A 19,607-nucleotide genomic window follows, 5' to 3' on the forward strand; every position below is an offset into this window, starting at 1 on the left:
TACCAGCAGGGCTTTCGCCAGGCTGGCCTGTCCGATCCAACGTTGACCCATCTTCGCCTCGCCACCCCCTTCACCAGGCTCTCCGAATCAGCCCATCGCTCGCTCAGTAAGGCGTTTCTCATAGGTCGCCAGGGGTGCCCACGAAGGGGGTCTACTACGCATAGCCAAAGAACAGGAAGGTGGGTTTTACCCCGCCTCCCCTCTGGTTCAGCACTTACGAGAAAATGAAGTCGTTACTGACGTTGACGCTCAGCAACTGCTGCAACGTCGTATCTCCGTCCGCGTCCGCTAGCGCGAAGCTGAAGTCAAGGGTGGCGTCGATGGTCCCACTGGTCTGCTGCACAAACCCAATGTCCACGATCTTCACCACATCGGTATCGGTCGGGTCGAAAGCCGTCAGGTTGCTGGTGGCACTGCTGCCGCCACTGGCCCCAATAGCCCCGTTCAGGTTGATGGCTAAGCCTGTCAATCCGTTGCCACTCTGCATAATCTGCATGCCCTGGATCTGGTAGGTCTCGCCAGCGACCGTGTAGTCGTTCTGCTCAATGATGAGCAGGGCATCGTTGTTATCGAGCGTGAACTGGGTGCTGTACGGGAAGGGAATATTGGCGGTCCCTTTGATCAGGTCGGAGTTCTCCACGTTGATCGCCCGCGTTGTCTCGTTCCCGCTGGCGTCCTTCATGTCGAGAATTACCACCAAGTCTTCACTGTTTCCGATTAGATCGAACTTGATGACAATACCGCTGGCCGACGCCGTTGGATCAAGCCTCTCGGTTCCGCCACCCGGAGCAGCCGGATTGACATCGTTGAGGATGTTTTCTTTGAAGAACCGCAGCGTCAGCAGTTCACCTTTTTGTATTGTATCGCCCGCGACGCCATTCGTTGCCTGCGTTGCACTGACCCAGACCTCGTTTCGGTTGGTGACCAAATCGCCGGCGTTGAACGTGGTGTCATTAGCTACGGGGTCTCCCTCGCCTATCGTATTGAACCCGAAGCCGATCTGCCGGGTGACTGCGTTTGCGGTGAATTGAACGAAGAACGGATTGGCATCGCCGTCCTGCGTCAGTTGCTGGGCAACAATCAGCGGCTGGCCCGTGTTACCCGTCGGTCGCTTCGCCACCAACTCACTGGTCTGCAGCACTTCGAAGCTGAACCCCTCGATCACGTCCGTGAGGGTGAACGTGTAGGTGTCCAAATCCTTGTCAAAGACGAGATTGCCGGCCGCCATAGCGTCCTGCACGCCAGCAGTGATCGGGTCTTTGTCGTAATGGAACGAAAAGTTGAAGGTTGCAGAGGTCAGACTCTCTGACATGAGCGTCGCCACGGCGTTGGTGATGCTCGGGTTCTGGGCGTTGTCAACCGTACCCGTCAGAGAGATCTGCACACCTGCAAGGGAACTGTCGACATCGACGAAGTCTGAGCCCCCAGTCAAATATTCCGCGGCCGCACGCTTGTCTGTCATGTCGTAGCCAAATGCGCCACTGGCTGTCTGGCCCACTGCGTTGCCTAGCTGCTCGGGCGTTTGAATGCCCTGAGTAACAGGGTCAGCGTCGAAGGGCGCCGTGATCACCGGATCGGTGTCGTTGAAGGTCAGCGACAGGCCCGCGTTCGTGCTTTCCGACGAGACAACGTCCTCGTCGCCGTCCGTCACCGTTACCGTCGACACCACGTTGATCAGACCATCGAGGTCGAGCGTGTTGTCCTCGCCCACGCCCTGCGGCGCGTTCGAATGCTCGAGCGCCACCAGCGAGGTCAGCGTCACCGTCGTGCCGGACAGCGTCACCGTGAACGCCGTCGCGTCAAGCGTGGCGTCGCCGTTGCTGTCGTACTGGCCCGAGATCTGCGTGGCCGAGTCGGCCACCAGCGTGATCGCGTGGTTGCCCGTCGTGGTCTGCAGCCCGGTCGCCGTCGCGCCCGCCAGGGCCAGCGCGTGGGTCACGTTCGTCGTGTAGCCGTCGACCGCGCTCGCCGTGTAGGCCGGCGGCGTGATCGTCGCCTGGGCCTCGCCGAGAGCCCCGCTCGCCTCGACCACCTCGGCCGCGCCAACCACCGTTGCCGCCGTGATCGAGAGCGTCGGATCGGTGTCGTTGAAGGTCAGCGACAGGCCTGAGCTCGTGCTTTCCGACGAGACAACGTCCTCGTCGCCGTCCGTCGCCGTTACCGTCGACACCACGTTGACCAGACCATCGAGGTCGAGCGTGTTGTCCTCGCCCACGCCCTGCGGCGCGTTCGAATGCTCGAGCGCCACCAGCGAGGTCAGCGTCACCGTCGTGCCGGACAGCGTCACCGTGAACGCCGTCGCGTCAAGCGTGGCGTCGCCGTTGCTGTCGTACTGGCCCGAGATCTGCGTGGCCGAGTCGGCCACCAGCGTGATCGCGTGGTTGCCCGTCGTGGTCTGCAGCCCGGTCGCCGTCGCGCCCGCCAGGGCCAGCGCGTGGGTCACGTTCGTCGTGTAGCCATCGACCGCGCTCGCCGTGTAGGCCGGCGGCGTGATCGTCGCCTGGGCCTGGCCGAGAGCCCCGCTCGCCTCGACCACCTCGGCCGCGCCAACCACCGGTGCCGCCGTGATCGCGAGCGTCGGACCGTCGTCGTCAAAGTTGATGAAGGAGCCGACCTGTTCCGTGTAGGCGCTGGGGGTCGTCGTCGAGAAATGGAACTCGGTGATGTCGAGCCCTTCGTTTGAATCGACACCCGTAACCTGCAGCCGATCCATTGGGCTGGCGGTCGTCAGATCGACGATGCTGACGTTATCGAGCCCTCGAATGGTGACGGTGTTCCCGCTCCCGCTGAGCCCCGAGACGACAACGTTGCCGCTCCCGGTAGCATAGGTACCGTCCGTGGTGATGGTGGAAGCAAATCCCGATGCACCGGAGAGCTTGATGCTGGTGATGTCGACGCCGGCGGCCGTGGTGCCGTCAAAGAAGTCAGTGCCTTGCTCGTTGCCCGAATTGTTGAAGGCGCTGATGCTGATGTCTACCCGTAAATTCGGATTGGAAGGCGTGATCTGGTTGATCGTGAATCCCGCCGCCGTGATCGTTTCGATATGGCTGGCGTACTGGATCTCCGAGGCACTGCCTGCGGGGTCGTTGCCGCCGGTTACGAAATCAACCTGGAGCGTTTCGTTTGGATTGATGCTTTGGTTGTCGACACCGAAGCCCTGTGTACTGACGTTGGCGGCGCCACCGTTCAAACCAATAACCAATAGCTGGTTGGAAGGGTCGTTTGTCGAATTGATGAGGTAGAACTCATTGTTTCCGGGCGCGGCGTTCGAGCCCAGGAAGCTGGCTGTGGTGGTTGCCGAGACCGAGGCGAAAACCATGTCCGAAAGGTCGATTCTGTCGTCCGGGTTGGTCTCATCCGGATGCAGCAGCGGCACATACTGGACCGTAACGAGGTCCGCATTGGTGTTGCTGGTGTTGACCAGGGCAAAGGAGAAGGCGAGCGGTCCGGTTTCAACGGGCTCGGCCAATGGGTCGGAGGTACCGATGACGCCGATCACGACGTTTGCATTGGCCGCATCCCGGAACAGCCAGACGTAATTGCCATCGACCGTCTGGATGTTGCTGTTCACGCCGACGGTCGTGGAGAACGGAGTTCCATTCGCGTTCTGAGAGAGAACGACCGTGCTGATGGTTTCCCCCGCGCTCGCCGAGGCCACTACGAAGTTGGTCTTGTATGCGACTTCCGGTGGGGTGATCCCGCCCGCACCATCAAGACCCAGGAGATAGGTTACGGTCGGGTTGACGACATTGCTGTCATCGTCCTGATTTCCAAGGGTCTCGTCGATGACGAGGTCCTGTGTCGTGATGTCGAGTGCCATGTCTGGTGCTTCCCTCGGATTGAAGTCAATCAATCGCGCGCCGGGTCACCGATGATCGCCCTTCCGCTGAACCGCTGGCGCCCGGCGATCGCCGCTTCGTCGCAAGGGCAGACTGAACCGAGCCATCGTTGACAACCATGGACCAGAGTATCCGTATCCAGGGATACAGTGGCCTGAACCTCTCGGTTGCCCGCAGCGCGGTATCCCTGCTGTTCGCCGGTTTATTCAACGCGGCGCGCGCCGACGCTCATCAGGCTTCGGCACCTGCCGGCGTGACTTCCCGCGCACAGCGCGGAGCAACTGAGCGGCGGAGGGACGATGCCGCAGGACGCGCCGCTCTCCCAGCAGGTAGAGCGCGCCGCCTTGAACGGTCAGGGTCAGCACACGCACCCGGCGCCCAGTGGCCAGCACGAATCCAGGGTCGCGAACATCGGTTAGGAACGACTCGTGCAGTAGCACGGCGTCCGCCTCCTAATGGCGAGCGGCCGCAGCGGTATCAGCGTCGCCGGTCATGAAAACGACAACAAGGTCGGAATCAGCCGCAAGGATCGCGGAGACCGCATCCCTTAGCAGGCGAGGCAGGCCGCAGACGAGAAGTCGCATGGGCATGCGCAGACGCTTAACACTGCTGCACGATGTCGCCGATGGACCGGATCGCGCCCGAAAGGGGTAATGGACCATGCCTGATCACGTTTGTGCAGGCTGTTCCCCTGGCAGGATGCTGAAATTCAGGCTGGCCGCTCGGCGCAGACTTGATTCGCTATCTTCGCTAAGCGGCAGTTGCGGCGATCGGAGGCGATCGGCCTAGCGCGCCGCACATTTGACGGGAGTGTCGGGAATTCCGTGTACGGCCGGTCGGTTGAACGACACGGTCAGGGCATGGCGCGTGTGAAGCGGTCCAGGGAGCTTCAGACGCTGCAACCCGCCAGCCTCGCGATAGCACCATTAAGCCGCCCGCAGCGCCGACAGACATCGAACGCGACTGTGCCTCAAGTTCAACGAAGGCTACCCGCCGTCCGCGCGCTCCATTCGCCCTCATGAAGTTTTCCGCTATGGAGCGGGCGCGATGGTGTCGGATGCGGCACTCCGACGCATGCGCGCCGCCGCTTCGCCGCGACCCTGTGCGTTCATCTTCTCCAGGATGTGGTGAACGTGATTTTTCACGGTCGGATGCCCGATCTCAAGCCGGCGCGCGATCTGCTTGTTGGAGAGGCCTTGGTCGACCAACAGGAGGATTTCGCGCTCACGCGGCGTTAGTCCCGATAAGGGTGCCGACGGCGTCGTCCTGTACGAGAGCTGAGCGATACGGGCGAACAGCAAGGCGGCGAGCTTCGGTGAACAGAACGCCTCGCCGCGCATCGCCCCATCGACGGCCGCGGTCAGCTCGGCAATGCCGCCTTCACGCCCAACATAGCCGCTCACGCCAGATTCTGCCCACCTAACGACATCAACCTGTTCGTTGGCGACAGCGAACACGATGATCCGCAACTCCGGCATGACCTTCAGGAGGATGCTTGGCAGATCGAGGCTTGCGTCGACGCTTGCATCCAGCAGCAGGACATCTGGGGCCAGGCTCTCGATCACGGTGGGCAAGTCCGCGGGATCAACCGTACCACTGACGTCGATCAGTCCCCCTTGCGCCAGTGCTAGGGCGACGCCCTCGCGCAGCAGTCGGGTGTGACTGCACACCGCCACCCGCGTGCGTGACTGGGGAACGTTGCGCAACAACGCTGCACGCACAGATGCGGAGCATTCATGCGCAGTCTGATGACCAACAGTCGCGTGGACCATTTTCCGTTCCGTGGAATGTCACTGCGTGTCCATTGCCGCGCAGTTAGGTTGTAAAGCTAGCTCGTTCGCATCGGCGGAGCAATGAGATATTGCTGCGCGTTTTGCTGTGGCAAAATTTCATAAACTTGATTGCGGCGTGATTGGAGGAGATACTGTTGTTCGCCAATAGGGCGTAAACTTAACCTGATCATGGCGCTGCGCGGCCGTCCGGCGATGATCGTGAGTAAAACCGGCACCGGGCTGGACTCCCATGCAATGCTGCGCAGGAAGCAGGAGCGTGGCGTCACCTGACATTGCACCACGTCGCGCCGGACAAGTTGCAGCAGAACGTGTTCGTCGAGCGTTGCAACGGCCGGTTCCGCAGGAGTGCCTGAACGAGCACCTGTTCAGCAGCCTGCATGCGGCGCGCCAGATTTTCGAAACGTGGAGGGGCAACTACAACACGGCACGCCTACACCCATGCCTGAAGGCGGGCACCCCGGCCGCCTTGCCAATCCGTCCCGGCTCGGGGCAGATAATCAACAGGCTCTAATCAGGAATGAGGGCACTCAGGGGGCAGGGTCACGCGCATACCGTGGCAGAGCAAACCCGCGGATGCCTCGGACGAACTTGATCGACAGGACCTTCCGTTTGCACCGACGCGCTTTGGCAGGCGTACGGAAGTGAGTATCAATACCTGCGCTGTTACCGAGAGGGGCAATGGAAGGGCTCAGGGATTCCGCTGCTATCCGCATTGATCTCCTTGTGCGTATAGCGCCTCATTGCTCGGCTGGGTGGTAGCGACCACGAGGGGCCGTCTTGCTGCCGGTCCCACTCCACTGGAAACGGCTCCATGAGCCCCGGCAGTGTCATCCCCTCTGGCTGCTGCCCGTCGAGAATCGCCCCGACGATATCGGGGGACAACAGCGTCAGGCGCAGCAGGCGTGAGACATAGGACGAGTTGATCTTCTCCGCCGCCGCCAGTTCGTCGATCGTGCCGTAGCGGCCCACCTCCATCATCCGCCGCCACCGGAACGCTCGGGCTACCGCCTTTACCAACGTGGTGTCCCCAGCCCACGCCGCCCGGTTCGTGGGGCCGGCAGGCGCGACCATCAGCTTCCGCCCGCCCCGCGGCTTCCGAACCGCCAGCGACACCCGCACGGTCAGCATCTGTGCGGCGCCGGTCACGCTGCCGCCCTCGCCGAATCGGCTGGCGGCGCAGCCAGGTCCCGCGCCAGGCTAGCCAACCCCTCCAGCGTCAGCCGCACGTCAGCGCCGCCCGGCCCGATGTCCACCCGGTCGACCAGGAGGCGGATGATCCGCGCTTGCTCCGCAGGGAAAAGCTCCTCCCACAGCGGGTCCAGCCGCTCCAGCGCCAGCCGCGCCTCGTCCTCGGTCATGTCGGGCGCCGAGGCCCGTGCCGCGCGCCAAGCCCCAAGCACCACCTCCGGCTGGCGCAGCAGCCCCCGAACCTGCGCGATGACCGCACCCTCGATCTCCGCGGCGGAAATGCGCGCGATGGCCGGCCCGTCCGCGGCACTGCCCTTCAGCACCGACTGGCTCACATAGTAGCGGTACTGCTGACCGCGCCGGCCCCGCGCGTGGGTGGGCGACATCGCGCGGCCGTCGCTGCCGAAGATCAGCCCGCGCAGCAGCGACGGCGTCTGGCAACGCGTGCGGTTGGCGCGCGTCCGCGGGCTGATCGTCAGCAGGGCGTGCGCGGCGTCCCACATCGCCTGCGGCACGATGGCGGCATGCTCCCCGGGGTGGGACTTCCCCTTGTGCATCGCCTCGCCGAGATAGGTCCGATTGCTCAGCACGCGATAGACATCGCTCTTGGTGAAGGCGCGGCCGCGCTTCGTTGTCGCGCCCTCGGCGCGCAAGGCCTGTACCAGCCTCGTGCCAGATTCCGTCTCGACGAAGCCCTCGAAGATCCGGCGCACCAGCGCGGCCTCGGCTTCGTTCACCAGCAACTTCCGATCCCGCGCGTCGTAGCCGAGCGGCACGAAACCACCCATCCAGATCCCGCGTGCCCGCGAGGCCGCAACCTTGTCGCGGATGCGCTCGCCAATTAATTCACGCTCATACTGTGCAAAGCTGAGCAGGATGTTCAGCGTCAGCCGCCCCATGCTGGTCGTCGTATTGAACGACTGCGTCACCGAGACGAAGGTCACGCTGTTCGCGTCAAACACCTCCACCAGCTTGGCGAAGTCCATCAACGCGCGCGACAGCCGATCGATCTTGTAGACCACCACCACGTCGATGAGGCCGCGCTCGATATCGCCCAGGAGCCGCCGCAGCGCCGGCCGTTCCAGCGTGCCGCCAGACACGCCGCCGTCGTCGTAGCGATCGCGCACCAGCACCCAGCCCTCCGACCGTTGGCTGGTGATGTAGGCCTCACACGCCTCGCGCTGGGCGTCGAGCGAGTTGAACTCCATGTCGAGCCCCTCCTCGCTCGACTTGCGCGTATACACGGCGGCGCGGATCTTCCTGACCGTGGCTGGCATCGCGGCCTCGGCAGTTTGCTTGCGCTTCATGCCGTGCCCCTCCGGTTCTTGAGGCCAAAGAACAGCCAGCCATTCCAGCGCGTGCCGGTGATGGCGCGCGCGATGGAGGACAGCGACTGGTAGGGGCGGCCCTGATACTCATAGCCGTCGTGCAGCACGGTGACGCTGTGCTCGACGCCCTGGTACTCGCGGATCAACCGCGTCCCCGCGATCGGCTTGTCGTCGCCGCGGATGCGCCGCAGGATGGGATTGCCGCCGTCGAGTTGTTCCCCCAACGCTTCGAGGCGCTGGATGGTCTCTGGCTTCAGGCCGCCATAGGCCAGTTCCTGGATGCGGTAGGCCAGGCGGCTCTCCAGGAAGCGTCGGTTGTAGGGCGGCGGTTCGGCCACGAAGAGTTCCCGCCATTGCTGCTTGAGGTCCGGCGTGCCGGTGGTCTTCAGGGCAGCGAGCCGCCCGAGCACGTCGGCCGGCGGGATGGTCGGCGCCGGCGGGGTGTCGGCTTTGGATTTGGTGGCGCGTGTCATGCGGGTCTCCGGTTGGTCCGGTTCGCATCCACGCGCTGGGGTGCCAGGAAGTGTAGGGCACTCTCTCCACGGTCAGCAGCCTCGCGTGCAGCTTCCTCGGCAGCGCGGCTGCGCAGCCGCAGCAGCCCCGTAGCGAGGATGCTGCACAACTCACGGAGGTGCGGCGGGAGGTGGGAATTGGCATGGCTCGGCAGGGGCATCGGGATCCAACACGCATTGTCCTGCCTATCCTCTACGGTTTGGTGCGCCGCATTTTCTCAGGCGCCTTCTCCCTCAACACGTCGTGGACGCTGCGCAACGCCGATGGCCTGCCGACGTCCGGTTTAATGCGCGACCAAAAGCGGCTGATCCGCCGCTCGATCGAGCTGTCGCATGGCACATTGTCAGGGCCCAGCGTCTTCGCGAACCAGTCGCGCATCTTCCGAACCAGCTCCGCCTGCGTCTCTGGCACGCCCTCATCATTGACGATGACAACCATCTCGCACAGGCCGCCCTCCCAATCGTACTTGAAGGGCGCGCCTCGGCCGCGACCACCACGGTTGGAGGGGCTGCTCACCGGCGCATCCAGGGACGGTAGCGTCGCCTGCGCCGCCTCAAAACGTTCGATCTCAGCATGCCGCACAACAAGGATCGCCCGATTTACCAGGATCTGCGCCCGTTCATCGGTGTCGCTGAGCGGCTCCAGCAATTCCCCAGCCGGTGACAGAAACCGCGCTACGGGCGTCTCGGTACCTTCAAGGACGGCGAAGGCATCGATGCGGTGCAGATCAATGGTGCCGACGTGCCAGCGCTTACCGCAGGGGACATGAAAGGGCTTGCCATCTGCATCGTGCTCGATGTCGCTCACTGAGAACGGCAGCGCCGCGACGGGGATGGAGAGCAAGAGCTCGCCCTCCAGCGCATAGGCAGCGATGTCTCCGACGCTCAGTGACCAGCGCTCGCACAACTCCGACAGCGCGTAGTAGGGCTTCCGCGAAATCACACGTGCCATGATGTTACCTTTCTCCGATCGAGCGCAGTCGCCGGTAGGCCCGCACGACCTTCTCCATGTCATTACGCATGTCAGGCGGCAGGCGCTGGGCTTTCACAAAGAGGTCGTCCATCTGCAGCCCGAGAATGGCGGCCGCGCGCTCGATGAGCTGATCCCGCGGCGGACTCTCCAACTCCCGCTCGATGCGCGACAGGTAGGGCGCGGAAATACCCAGCCGCTCCGACATGTCGACGAGACCGATACCGAGCGCGATACGCCGATCCCTGATGACGGGCCCGAAACTCACCGAGAGTCTCCCCCGAAAAGGCGGTAGCGACGCAGACGCACCTCGATGAATCGGTCCGAAACCCCGAAATCGCCTGCAAGCGCCGCGATGACGCCAGCGAGAGCCTCCGGCGGTGTCGTGGCGGGGAGCACCCGGCACCCAGGCCGACCGCGATGTGGCGCATGCGTCATCGGCAGCCGCTCGCTGCGTGCCCTTGCCACAAGCCGCAGATGCAATGGGTGTGGCGGCACCAACAGCGCGCCCATGAACTCGTTGGCGCGCCTCTCCGACCGCGCTGTGGCGCCGTCCAGGCAATTCGGCCCCGCCGTCACAGACCGGTATCGCCGGGTGGGTTCCGCAACAGCGGGCGGCACGTCGAACACGATGTGGCCGAGCTCGTGCGCAACCGTGCTCAGCTCGAGGTCAGGGCGATTGGCGATCATCACGCCGTTGACGGACACCAGGGCCAGGCCCGGTGCGGAGGGATCCGTTTCACAGATGCCGAGCACCTGCCGGCCCGAAGCATCATGCACGTGCTGCGAGAAATCCCAGTTCGATGCGATTTGGCGGCCATTCACCTCCAGCCGGCTGGCGGCAGCGACCAGGGCGCGGGCGCTCAGCGCCCATGGCGAGCCGCTTTCGACGACCGCCTGGCGCACGCTGGCTGCGACGGCCCAGAGGGCCTCGGAAAAAAGGGGCTGCGGCGCGCCCGTGGCGGCGTGGTGTGGATAGGTCAGGGCGAGGGTCATCGGCGGGCGGCTCCGTGAGTTATGCATCAGCGCAAGGACGAGTGTTCCTCATACGTTCTCGCCGCCGACGGAGTCCAGCGCGACGATAACGGCTTGGTCAATAATTCCGCAGACCGTTGTCCAACACGTCGAAGGAGAAATCTGAAGCCTCTGAAACCATTGTATTCACGCCATTCCAACAATTCCGCGGAATTATTGCCCAGGAATTGTTGCCTTTGTTGTTCTCTTGGGTGAGCCCAACCGTGGTTCGGTCCCGTCGTCGCAGCACCCCACCCGACGACGGAGACCATCATGGATACGCAAGGCTCACCAAGCCCCTGCCAGGCCGCTGCCTGGGACCCAAACCGGCTCGCCGCCGGCCTCGCCATCGCCCGACGCTATGCCCAGCGCGGCGCGCGCCGGCTCAACCTGCCGCACACCGATCGCGACGACCTGAGCCAGAACATCCTCGTGGTGCTGCTGGAGCGCAGCGCGCGGTTCGATCCCGACCGGGCGAACTGGGACGCATTCGCGACGGTGCTCGCCCAGCACGCGGTCACTGACTGCGTCCGCGCCAGGCGAGGCGGTGCACGCCCCGTTTTTGTCGACATCGACCTGGACAGCTTTCCGACTGGCGCCTCCGCCACGCAGTTCGAACAAATCGATCCTGATGTCGCGCTCGACCTGGCGCGCGTTGGCGCGGACATGCCCCCGCACTCCTGCGATTTGCTCGACCTGATCTGCGCGACCGCCGACGTGGCCGAGGCGCAACGGCATGCGCGGCAGTCCAGCGCGACCTTCTACCGGGCGTTGGGCGAATTGCGCTGCTGGCTGCACGCCGGCGGGCTGCGACCGCCGGCCCCGACATCGGTGCGCGCATCGAGCATCGGCACCCCCTGAGAAAAATCTGCATCCCAATCCGTAGAGAGAAGATGCCGAACCATGTGCAGAAAGGAACCTACCTCAATGCGTCTCGTGCGCCCCATCCCCGACGCCGCGATGCCGTACACGCCGCGGCCCGACGTCGTGACGACAGAGAACGCGCTGTGTGATCGGCTGGCTGACGCCCTGCCCGGCACGGTCATCATCTACCACGTCGGCATGCTGGCGCGTGATCGTGACCGGTTGGCCACAATGCTGACGCCAGAGCGTAGAGATGAGCTGAACGCAGTTGCCTCGCGTGCCTGGCGCTTTGCGGCGGCGGGTTGGGCAGACCTGGTGCAGCGCCGCTACGGCGATGGGTGCTTCGCCTACCTGCTGGTGGTTCGCCGTCGCCCACTCAGCGCCCGCAGCACCCGCGCACTGACAGCACCGTCGCTGCTGATGGCGGAGGCGGCGTGATAGACATGCTTTTCAGCAACCGTCCTACCCTCGACGCCGCACGCCGCATGCCGGTGGCAGAGCTTCTCGGGCTGCCGCCCGAGCATCTTGCTCTCCTACAGGAGGATGCCCGCAGCGCGCTGGATGCAGCCAACCGCATGCGGGACTGGATCGAGGGCACCATTGCCCTGCGATATGAACAGCGCGCCGTCGGCGCCCGCACTGCGGCGGGCAAGGACACCGGCACCGTCCGCTTCCAGGATGGCGTGGTGGAGGTCGTCGTCGATCTCCCCAAGCGGGTGGAGTGGGATCAGCCGCGCCTCGCGGCGCTGTCGGACCAGATCCGCGCTGGTGGGGAGGATCCGGGCCAGTACGTCGAGGTCAGTTTCAAGGTCTCGGAGCGGGCCTACACCGGCTGGCCGGAGCGCATCCGTGTCGCTTTCGAGCCGGCCCGCACGGTGCGCACCGGCAAGCCGAGCTATCGCCTCGCTATCCTGTCCGAGACCGCGCTGCGCGACAGCCCGCACGGTCCCGGCATCCTGCCAGCACGGGGAGGCCGCTGATGACGCTCCGCATCATCACCGCCGACGAGCGGCAGGCCGAAGCGCGCGGCATCAAGGCCGTGATCTTCGGCAAGAGCGGCATCGGCAAGACCTACCTCCTGCTGACGCTCGACGACGGCACCACGCTGTTCATCGATCTGGAGGCGGGCGATCTTGCCGTGCAGCACTGGCGCGGCACCTCGATCCGCCCCCGCACCTGGGAGGAATGCCGCGACATCGCGCTGTTCCTGGCCGGCCCCAACCCCGCGCTGCGCGACGACCAGCCCTATTCGGCCGCGCAGTATGCTCGCGTGGTGCAGGCCTATGGCGACCCGGCGCGCATGGATGGCTTCGTCACCATCTTCGTGGACAGCATCACGGTCGCTGCGCGGCTTTGCTTTCAGTGGTGCCGCGGCCAGCCCGAGGCGCATTCCGAGAAGACCGGCAAGCCCGACCTTCGTGGCGCCTATGGGCTGCATGGCCGCGAGATGATCGCCTGGCTCACGCATCTGCAGCATGCGCGTGGCCGCAACGTGATCTTCGTGGGGATCCTCGACGAGAAGCTGGACGACTTCAATCGCAGCGTCTTCGTGCCGCAGATCGATGGCAGCAAGACCGGCCTCGAGCTGCCCGGCATCGTCGATCAGGTCATGACGCTGGCCGAGATCAAGACGGACGTCCCCCCCGGACAGCCCGCGGTCGCGTCGTTCCGCGGCCTGGTCTGCCAGACGCTGAACCCCTGGGGCTATCCCGCCAAAGACCGCAGCGGTCGGCTGGAGATGCTGGAGCCGCCGCATCTCGGGCAGCTCTTCCAAAAAATCCGCACGCCTTCTTCGCCGATCGATGCGCATGGCGCGTCGTCGATCGCGCTGCCCGCCACCACCGCCAACACCTGACCGGAGAAGAAGAACCATGGCTTCCTGGAACGACTACAACGACGCACAGTCGAACCCGAACCTGATCCCCAAGGGCACCGTCGTGCGGGTGCGCCTGACGATCCGCCCCGGCGGCTTCGACGATCCGAGCCAGGGGTGGACCGGCGGCTTTGCCACGCGCGGCAGCACCGGCGCCGTCTACCTCAATGGCGAGTTCACCGTGCTGGAGGGGCCCTACGCCAAGCGCAAGATCTTCACGCTGATCGGCCTCTACAGCCCGAAGGGGCCGGAATGGGCGGGGATGGGCCGCAGCTTCCTGCGCGGGATGCTGAACTCCGCGCGCGGCATCTCCGACAAGGATGTCTCGCCCCAGGCACAGGCCGCGCGCCGCATCGTAGGCTTTGCGGATTTGGAAGGGCTGGAATTCCTGGCGAAGATCGAGCACGGCACGGATGCCGGCGGCGAGACCAAGAACGAAATCCGCATGGCCGTGACGCCTGGCCACCGGGATTACCCGAAGACGATGGTGCGCACCGCCGCGCCGGTTGGGAACGCGCCGCCTGCCTATGCGCCGCCGGCACAAAGCTACGCCCCGCCGGCACACACGCCGCCGCCCGCGGCGCCGGCCATGCAGCAGGGCGCCTTTCCCATCCCGGCGCAGCAGACTGCCCCCAGCGCCGATACCCGTCCTACCTGGGCGCGCTGAGAGAGGGACGCACCAGCATGATGCTCCGCCCCCGCCAGAAGCTCTTCGTCGAGCGCAGCCTTCGTGCGCTCGACATCCACGGCAACACCATCGGTGTTGCGAGCACAGGTTGTGGAAAGACGATCATGCTCTCCGCGGTAGCTGGCAAGCGTATCGATGGCGGCTCTGGAAAGGCCGCCGTTCTGGCGCACCGGGATGAGCTGACGTCTCAGAACCTCGCAAAATTTCGCCGCGTGAATCCCGGCATGACCACCTCGGTGGTGGATGCCAGCCAGAAATCCTGGGGCGGCCAGGTCACCTTCGCCATGGTGCCGACGCTGACGCGCACGGCCAACCTGGAAGCGATGCCGGCGCTGGACCTGTTGGTGATCGACGAGGCGCATCACGCCGTCGCCGACAGCTACCGCCGGGTCATCGACCGGGCGATGCACCGCAATCCGATGTGCCGGATCTACGGCGTTACCGCCACGCCCAACCGTGGCGACCGGAAGGGCCTGCGCGATATCTTCTCCAACGTCGCCGACCAGATCCGGCTCGGCGAGCTGGTCCGGTCTGGCCACCTGGTGCCGCCCCGCACCTTCATTATCGATGTCGGAGTTCAGGACGAGCTGCGTGCCGTTCGCCAATCTGGCGATGATTTCGACATGACGGCCGTCGATCGGATCATGAACCGCGCGCCCGTCACCGAGGCGGTCATTGAGCACTGGAAGGAGCATGCCAGCGATCGACAGACGGTGGTGTTCTGTTCGACCGTGCCGCATGCCGAGGACGTCGCCAGTGCCTATCGGCAGGCCGGCATCTCGGCCGCCACAGTGACCGGTGAGATGCCGGAACACGACCGCCAGCGTGTCCTCGCTGCCTATGCCGCTGGGAGACACCAGGTCGTGGTCAATGTCGCCGTCCTGACCGAGGGGTGGGATCACCAGCCAACCTCCTGCGTCGTGTTGCTCCGGCCCAGCTCGTTCAAGAGCACGATGATCCAGATGGTTGGCCGCGGGCTGCGTACGGTCGATCCGGCCGAGCATCCCGGCATCGTCAAGCGCGACTGCATCGTGCTCGATTTCGGTACTTCGTCGCTGCTGCACGGCTCGCTCGAACAGGATGTCGACCTGGAGGGATATGAGCCTGACGGCGAGGCACCGATCAAGACCTGCCCCAGCTGCGAGGCCGAGATCCCGCTTGCCTGCACAGCCTGCCCGCTCTGCGGCGCCAGCCTGATCGTGCCGGTGGTGCCGGGCGCGGTCAGTGAGCACCCCAATGGCTCGCTCTCGCAGTTCATCATGACGGAGATCGATCTCCTCCAGCGGTCGGCCTTCCAGTGGTGCGACCTGTTCGGTGACGACGCGGCGCTCCTGGCCAACGGGTTCAACGGCTGGGCCGGCATCTTCTTTCTGAACGGGGCCTGGCACGCAGTTGGCGGCACGAAGGAGGAGCGGCCCCGCCTGCTGTCCATCGGTGAGAGGCTGGTGGCATTGGCCGCGGCGGATGACTGGCTGAACGCCTACGAGACAGACGAGAGCGCCCATAAGAGCCGGCGCTGGCTGCGCGAGCCGGCGACGGAACGCCAGCTGATCCACCTGCCACCGGCAGCCCGCGGTGATCTCGGTATGACCCGGTACCAGGCCTCGGCGCTGCTGACCTTCAAGTTCAACAAGCAGGTGATCCGCAGCTTGGTGCGCAATGCCCAGCCCGCGACGCTGGGCCAGGCGGCATGACCCGCCATGCGCAATCCCGTCCCGCCCTGCGCCATCTGCCGCCGCTCCACGCGCGGCTTTGGCTGGTTCGATCCGACACGGCGGCGACCGGCACGCCCCACCACCGCCTTCTGCAGCATGGCTTGCCAGGCGCTGTGGACCACCCTTGCCGCAAGGAGCGCCCCCGCCGTGGTTGACCTCACTGAACAGGAACAGGCTGCCATCCGCGCCACCATGCGTCCGCTTGGGGAATGCCTGGGGGAGATCGGCTGGCAGACGCGGCTGATCGATCTGACCGAGCCGCAGGTGCTGACGCTGATAGAGGTCGCCGTTGGCGGCTTCCAGGAGGCCATGCAGGCCACAGCCCAGCAGGCGAATGCTCCGCATCGGCCGCTCACCGCCGCGGATGCACCCTTCTGATGCTGGACCTCAACAGCCGGGGCCAGACCTCGGGGCACGTCAACGCCGCCATCGAAGCGGCGCTGGTCGTCGCCAATCGGGCCACGCCGCCGCGCACCTATCTGGGCGGCTCCCGCCTCGGCCACGCCTGCGAGCGGGCGCTGCAATTCGAGTTCGTGAAGGCGCCGAAGGATGACGGCGCCGACTTCAACGGGCGGCTGCTGCGCATCTTCGGGATCGGGCACGCGCTGGAGGATGTGGCCGTCGCCTGGCTGCGCGCCGCCGGCTTCGATCTCTACACCCGCCGTGGCGGTGGTGAGGACGGCGAGCAGTTCGGCTTCTCGGTCGCTGGTGGCCGGATCCGCGGCCACGTGGATGGCGTGCTGGCTGGCGGCCCCGCGATCCCCGGCATGGCGTTCCCGGCGCTATGGGAATGCAAGACCATGAACGCAAAGTCCTGGCGCGAGACATCCAGCAAGGGGGTGGCGGCCAGCAAGCCGATCTACGCAGCGCAGATCGCGGTATACTAGGCCTACATGGACGCGTCTGTGCCCGGGGTGGCGGACAATCCGGCGCTGTTCACGGCCATCAATAAGGACACGGCGGAGCTGCACCACGAGCTGGTGCCGTTCAACGCTGAGCTTGCACAGCGCATGTCGGACCGCGGGGTCCGCATCCTGGCAGCCACCGATGCGGGCGATCTGCTCCCGCGGATCGCCGCCCAGGCCGACCATTTCGAGTGCCGCTTCTGCCCCTGGGCCAAGCGCTGCTGGGCGCTGCCGGCATGAGCCTCTGGGACGACTTCAACGACGCACCCAGCATGCCCTGGGAGGAGCCTGGCGAGGCAGCGATCAATCACGGCGCCCTCGCCACCTTCCTCGATGTGGCGTTCGGATACTGCGATGGGCTGATCCCCGTCCGCGGCTTCGTCGATCAGGGCCAGGGCATCAACAGCCGGCCCCACAACATCTGGCTCCCAGCCGACCGGCACGCAGCGGAGTCCCTCGGCACCTATGCCACCTGGGCGGCGCGGGAGGGCACCGCAGTCTACGTCCTTCCCGGCACAGTGGCGGAGCACGGCCAGGCGCGTGCAGAGCATGTCCTGCAGATGCAGGCCGTGCTGGTCGACCTCGACACCGGCGATGTCGAGGCGAAGCTCGATCACCTGATCCAGCACATCGGTTCACCCACACTGCTGGTCGAGAGCGGTGGCCGCACCGCGGAGGGTGCCGCCAAACTGCATGTCTGGTGGCGGCTCACCGAGCCGGCCGGAGGCCAGGACCTCGCCCGCCTTTGCGCGCTGCGGGGCGAAATCGCCGACAAGGTAGGGGGCGATCCGCATTTCCGCTCCGCCCACCAGCCGATCCGCGTGCCGGGCACGATTTATCGCAAGGGAGGTGCCGAGCGCATCGTTGCAATCCGCCACCACGATTCGCGCCGTGAGGTGGACCTGGCCGAGTTCGCCGATGCCGTCGCCGCCATGCCCTTCCTGCCGGGCCAGGAACGCGACCCGGCAGCAGCAAAAACGGACCGGCCGAGCCTGGACGCCGTGCTCACCACCCCGGTACGCGACGGGGGTCAGGACGGCTGGACCCGCTTCCAGGGCGCCAGCGCCGCCATCGGCCACTTCATCCGCCAGGTGCATGAGGGCCGCCTGACGCCCGACCAGGGCTGGGAGGCGATCTGCGGTTATAACGCCGCCTGCCTGCGCCCGACCTGGCCACTGGAACGCCTGAAGGCGGAGGCCGATGCCCTCTGGGCTCTGCATGTCGAGCGCAACGGGCCGGCCCTGATCCGCGCAGGTGACGCACCACCAGCTCCTGTCCCTGCGCACACGCTCGGCGCGCTGCTGGACGACACATCGCCAATGCCGGATGACCTGATCGGGCCGCGCCTGCTGACCCCGGGTGGGATGCTGGTGCTCGGCGGTGCGCCGAAGGTCGGCAAATCCGACTTCCTGATCAGCCTGCTGGTGCACGCCGCCGCCGGCGCCCCATTCCTGCGCTTCACGGCACCGCGCCCGCTGCGGGTGTTCTATCTCCAGGCCGAGATCCAGTACCACTACCTGCGGGAACGCCTGCAGCAGTTGCGGCTCGATCCCGGCATCGTGGCACGCGCCCGCGACACCCTCGTCGTCACCCCCAAGCTGCGCATGTTGCTCGACGACCAGGGCGTGCCCCTCGTCGCCGCGGCCATCCGTGCCGCTTTCCCCAACGCGCCGCCCGACATCATCTGCATCGACCCCATCCGCAACCTCTTCGATGGCGGGCCCGCAGGCGAAGGTGAGAACGACAACAGCGCGATGATGTTCTTCCTGCAGGGCCGGGTCGAAGCGCTGCGCGACCAGGTCGCCCCCGAGGCGGGCATCATTCTCGCCCACCACACGAAGAAGCTCAGCAAGCAGCAGGTGAAGGATGATCCCTTCCTGGCCCTGTCCGGCGCCAGCGCACTGCGCAGCTTCTACACCTCCGGGATGATCCTCTTCCGCCCCGACGAGGAGCAGACCGGACGCGAACTGCATGTCGAGCTTCGCAACGGCCCCGGCCTGGAACCCATGCTGGTCGATAAGCGTGGCGGGGCGTGGGTCGAACTCGACCGGACCGGCGAGCGCCTCGTCAGGAAAGACATCGGGCGCAAGCTCGATGCCGAGCGCACGCGCCGCCACGACGTCATCCTGCACTTGATTGCAGAGGAGGCCGAGGCAGGGCGGCTCTGCACCGCCAACGCCTTCGCCTCGAAGTTCGAAAACAGCCGCGGGCTCGGCGGTAAGGACACCATTAGCGACCGCATCACCGTATTGGCGACAAAGGGCTACATCAAGTTTCGTCGTGACGCGCGCGATCTTGGCCAGCCCTATACGAGGTCCAAGAAGGGCTACCTTGTCGTGAAGGACATGGTGGTCGCCACCGATGAAGAGGTGGTCGACGCCGAGACCGGCGAGATCACACAGGCCACCCTTCCCGTCCTGCCCAGCCACTTTCTCTGCCCGCGAAGCGAGGCCCTGCTGGAGGTCGAGAACCCGGAAGTGTGGGTGCTGCACGACCCCGAAGAGGGCGGCGAATGACCCGCTCATATCGTCTCCGCACTGACCCAAACTGCTCCCCAAACTGCACAGTTTGGGACCAGATCTGCTCGCCCGCCGAAACTGCCAAACTGCTTTTCATGAACCAAATCAACGAGTTCCAGACAAAAGCAGTTTGGCGTAACGAATCTGCCCAAACTGCCCCCGAAACTGCTTTTCGTTCAGTAAAATCAGTATGTTGGAGCAGTTTGGCAGTTTGGGTTTTTTCCTCCCCCCTACGGGGGGTGTGCGTGCGCGTCCCAAAGACGCGCGCACACCACACCCGGGGACGCCTGGTTCGGGTGCGTGGTCCACCCCTCCACCCGGGTCATCCCACCCCAAGCCGGGCAGCGACGACGAGCTCCGCCAAGAACCGCGCCGTCGCCGCCCTCACCAGGATCATCC

20 protein-coding genes are annotated in these 19,607 nt (G+C 65.3%); 11 read left to right on the forward strand and 9 right to left on the reverse strand.

Going from position 1 to position 19,607, the window contains the following annotated elements; all coding sequences use genetic code 11:
- Positions 1-214: 214 nt before the first annotated feature.
- From ACFHNC_RS20895 to ACFHNC_RS20905, 3 genes are all read right to left on the reverse strand, one after another.
- Entirely contained in the window at positions 215-3,820 is a 3,606-nt protein-coding gene (locus tag ACFHNC_RS20895; RefSeq protein ID WP_437171176.1) for a beta strand repeat-containing protein, read from the reverse strand.
- A 1,050-nt stretch (positions 3,821-4,870) separates the two neighbouring features.
- Entirely contained in the window at positions 4,871-5,611 is a 741-nt protein-coding gene (locus ACFHNC_RS20900; protein ID WP_437171177.1) for a LuxR C-terminal-related transcriptional regulator, read from the reverse strand.
- Positions 5,612-5,667: 56 nt separating this feature from the next.
- Entirely contained in the window at positions 5,668-5,898 is a 231-nt protein-coding gene (locus tag ACFHNC_RS20905; protein WP_437171225.1) for a hypothetical protein, read from the reverse strand.
- On the opposite strand from ACFHNC_RS20905, the gene ACFHNC_RS20910 reads away from it, so the two are divergent.
- Positions 5,862-6,143: an integrase core domain-containing protein gene (locus tag ACFHNC_RS20910; RefSeq protein WP_437171178.1), complete on the forward strand. Its 282-nt coding sequence runs from the start codon at positions 5,862-5,864 to the stop codon at positions 6,141-6,143. The two genes, ACFHNC_RS20905 and ACFHNC_RS20910, sit on opposite strands and share 37 nt — an antisense overlap.
- 152 nt (positions 6,144-6,295) lie before the next feature.
- Here the strand turns inward: ACFHNC_RS20910 and ACFHNC_RS20915 are convergent, their stop codons facing one another.
- The 6 genes from ACFHNC_RS20915 to ACFHNC_RS20940 all read right to left on the reverse strand — a co-directional run bounded on the left by ACFHNC_RS20915 (position 6,296) and on the right by ACFHNC_RS20940 (position 10,626).
- Positions 6,296-6,778 (reverse strand): hypothetical protein, encoded by a 483-nt coding sequence (locus ACFHNC_RS20915; protein ID WP_437171179.1) that lies wholly within the window; start codon positions 6,776-6,778, stop codon positions 6,296-6,298.
- Complete coding sequence (locus tag ACFHNC_RS20920; RefSeq protein ID WP_437171180.1) at positions 6,775-8,127, reverse strand: recombinase family protein; 1,353 nt, start codon at positions 8,125-8,127, stop codon at positions 6,775-6,777. The genes ACFHNC_RS20915 and ACFHNC_RS20920 overlap by 4 nt, the downstream gene beginning before the upstream one ends.
- The gene (locus ACFHNC_RS20925) at positions 8,124-8,621 is read right to left on the reverse strand and encodes a DUF2924 domain-containing protein (RefSeq protein WP_437171181.1); all 498 of its coding nucleotides are present in this window, start codon (positions 8,619-8,621) and stop codon (positions 8,124-8,126) included. The genes ACFHNC_RS20920 and ACFHNC_RS20925 overlap by 4 nt, the downstream gene beginning before the upstream one ends.
- 232 nt (positions 8,622-8,853) lie before the next feature.
- Positions 8,854-9,612 carry a hypothetical protein gene (locus ACFHNC_RS20930; protein WP_437171182.1) on the reverse strand — a complete coding sequence of 253 codons (759 nt, stop codon included), beginning with the start codon at positions 9,610-9,612 and terminating at the stop codon, positions 8,854-8,856.
- Between the two features lie 4 nt (positions 9,613-9,616).
- Positions 9,617-9,898 carry a helix-turn-helix domain-containing protein gene (locus tag ACFHNC_RS20935; protein WP_437171183.1) on the reverse strand — a complete coding sequence of 94 codons (282 nt, stop codon included), beginning with the start codon at positions 9,896-9,898 and terminating at the stop codon, positions 9,617-9,619.
- Positions 9,895-10,626, reverse strand: a complete 732-nt coding sequence (locus ACFHNC_RS20940) for an ImmA/IrrE family metallo-endopeptidase (protein ID WP_437171184.1) — start codon at positions 10,624-10,626, stop codon at positions 9,895-9,897. The genes ACFHNC_RS20935 and ACFHNC_RS20940 overlap by 4 nt, the downstream gene beginning before the upstream one ends.
- A 291-nt stretch (positions 10,627-10,917) precedes the next feature.
- On the opposite strand from ACFHNC_RS20940, the gene ACFHNC_RS20945 reads away from it, so the two are divergent.
- The 10 genes from ACFHNC_RS20945 to ACFHNC_RS20990 all read left to right on the forward strand — a co-directional run bounded on the left by ACFHNC_RS20945 (position 10,918) and on the right by ACFHNC_RS20990 (position 19,205).
- A complete protein-coding gene (locus ACFHNC_RS20945) occupies positions 10,918-11,505 on the forward strand; it encodes a hypothetical protein (RefSeq protein ID WP_437171185.1) in 588 nt (195 codons plus the stop codon).
- A gap of 66 nt (positions 11,506-11,571) precedes the next feature.
- Complete coding sequence (locus tag ACFHNC_RS20950) at positions 11,572-11,946, forward strand: hypothetical protein (RefSeq protein ID WP_437171186.1); 375 nt, start codon at positions 11,572-11,574, stop codon at positions 11,944-11,946.
- 5 nt (positions 11,947-11,951) lie between these two features.
- On the forward strand, positions 11,952-12,488 hold the full coding sequence (locus ACFHNC_RS20955; protein ID WP_437171187.1) for a hypothetical protein: 537 nt from the start codon (positions 11,952-11,954) through the stop codon (positions 12,486-12,488).
- Positions 12,488-13,363 carry an ATP-binding protein gene (locus ACFHNC_RS20960; RefSeq protein ID WP_437171188.1) on the forward strand — a complete coding sequence of 292 codons (876 nt, stop codon included), beginning with the start codon at positions 12,488-12,490 and terminating at the stop codon, positions 13,361-13,363. Before ACFHNC_RS20955 ends, ACFHNC_RS20960 begins: the two co-directional genes overlap by 1 nt.
- 16 nt (positions 13,364-13,379) lie before the next feature.
- Positions 13,380-14,048, forward strand: a complete 669-nt coding sequence (locus ACFHNC_RS20965; protein ID WP_437171189.1) for a hypothetical protein — start codon at positions 13,380-13,382, stop codon at positions 14,046-14,048.
- Between the two features lie 17 nt (positions 14,049-14,065).
- Positions 14,066-15,763: a DEAD/DEAH box helicase gene (locus ACFHNC_RS20970; protein WP_437171190.1), complete on the forward strand. Its 1,698-nt coding sequence runs from the start codon at positions 14,066-14,068 to the stop codon at positions 15,761-15,763.
- 6 nt (positions 15,764-15,769) lie between these two features.
- On the forward strand, positions 15,770-16,162 hold the full coding sequence (locus ACFHNC_RS20975) for a DUF6511 domain-containing protein (RefSeq protein WP_437171191.1): 393 nt from the start codon (positions 15,770-15,772) through the stop codon (positions 16,160-16,162).
- On the forward strand, positions 16,162-16,671 hold the full coding sequence (locus ACFHNC_RS20980) for a hypothetical protein (RefSeq protein ID WP_437171192.1): 510 nt from the start codon (positions 16,162-16,164) through the stop codon (positions 16,669-16,671). The genes ACFHNC_RS20975 and ACFHNC_RS20980 overlap by 1 nt, the downstream gene beginning before the upstream one ends.
- Before the next feature lie 6 nt (positions 16,672-16,677).
- Positions 16,678-16,929: a hypothetical protein gene (locus tag ACFHNC_RS20985; RefSeq protein WP_437171193.1), complete on the forward strand. Its 252-nt coding sequence runs from the start codon at positions 16,678-16,680 to the stop codon at positions 16,927-16,929.
- Positions 16,926-19,205 (forward strand): AAA family ATPase, encoded by a 2,280-nt coding sequence (locus tag ACFHNC_RS20990; protein WP_437171194.1) that lies wholly within the window; start codon positions 16,926-16,928, stop codon positions 19,203-19,205. Before ACFHNC_RS20985 ends, ACFHNC_RS20990 begins: the two co-directional genes overlap by 4 nt.
- The last annotated feature ends 402 nt before the right edge of the window (positions 19,206-19,607 follow it).

The sequence above is a fragment of the Falsiroseomonas sp. E2-1-a4 genome, from assembly GCF_051433165.1.
GTDB lineage: Bacteria > Pseudomonadota > Alphaproteobacteria > Acetobacterales > Acetobacteraceae > Falsiroseomonas.

What these genes read in the sequence shown, in the direction of transcription:
- ACFHNC_RS20970 (WP_437171190.1), top strand. Translation starts at nt 14,066, where the DNA reads ATGATGCTCCGCCCCCGCCAGAAGCTCTTCGTCGAGCGCAGCCTTCGT.
- ACFHNC_RS20950 (WP_437171186.1), top strand. Translation starts at nt 11,572, where the DNA reads ATGCGTCTCGTGCGCCCCATCCCCGACGCCGCGATGCCGTACACGCCG.
- ACFHNC_RS20990 (WP_437171194.1), top strand. Translation starts at nt 16,926, where the DNA reads ATGAGCCTCTGGGACGACTTCAACGACGCACCCAGCATGCCCTGGGAG.
- ACFHNC_RS20925 (WP_437171181.1), bottom strand. Translation starts at nt 8,621, where the DNA reads ATGACACGCGCCACCAAATCCAAAGCCGACACCCCGCCGGCGCCGACC.
- ACFHNC_RS20965 (WP_437171189.1), top strand. Translation starts at nt 13,380, where the DNA reads ATGGCTTCCTGGAACGACTACAACGACGCACAGTCGAACCCGAACCTG.
- ACFHNC_RS20895 (WP_437171176.1), bottom strand. Translation starts at nt 3,820, where the DNA reads ATGGCACTCGACATCACGACACAGGACCTCGTCATCGACGAGACCCTT.
- ACFHNC_RS20955 (WP_437171187.1), top strand. Translation starts at nt 11,952, where the DNA reads ATGCTTTTCAGCAACCGTCCTACCCTCGACGCCGCACGCCGCATGCCG.
- ACFHNC_RS20980 (WP_437171192.1), top strand. Translation starts at nt 16,162, where the DNA reads ATGCTGGACCTCAACAGCCGGGGCCAGACCTCGGGGCACGTCAACGCC.
- ACFHNC_RS20985 (WP_437171193.1), top strand. Translation starts at nt 16,678, where the DNA reads ATGGACGCGTCTGTGCCCGGGGTGGCGGACAATCCGGCGCTGTTCACG.
- ACFHNC_RS20975 (WP_437171191.1), top strand. Translation starts at nt 15,770, where the DNA reads ATGCGCAATCCCGTCCCGCCCTGCGCCATCTGCCGCCGCTCCACGCGC.
- ACFHNC_RS20920 (WP_437171180.1), bottom strand. Translation starts at nt 8,127, where the DNA reads ATGAAGCGCAAGCAAACTGCCGAGGCCGCGATGCCAGCCACGGTCAGG.
- ACFHNC_RS20945 (WP_437171185.1), top strand. Translation starts at nt 10,918, where the DNA reads ATGGATACGCAAGGCTCACCAAGCCCCTGCCAGGCCGCTGCCTGGGAC.
- ACFHNC_RS20900 (WP_437171177.1), bottom strand. Translation starts at nt 5,611, where the DNA reads ATGGTCCACGCGACTGTTGGTCATCAGACTGCGCATGAATGCTCCGCA.
- ACFHNC_RS20940 (WP_437171184.1), bottom strand. Translation starts at nt 10,626, where the DNA reads ATGACCCTCGCCCTGACCTATCCACACCACGCCGCCACGGGCGCGCCG.
- ACFHNC_RS20930 (WP_437171182.1), bottom strand. Translation starts at nt 9,612, where the DNA reads ATGGCACGTGTGATTTCGCGGAAGCCCTACTACGCGCTGTCGGAGTTG.
- ACFHNC_RS20960 (WP_437171188.1), top strand. Translation starts at nt 12,488, where the DNA reads ATGACGCTCCGCATCATCACCGCCGACGAGCGGCAGGCCGAAGCGCGC.
- ACFHNC_RS20910 (WP_437171178.1), top strand. Translation starts at nt 5,862, where the DNA reads ATGCAATGCTGCGCAGGAAGCAGGAGCGTGGCGTCACCTGACATTGCA.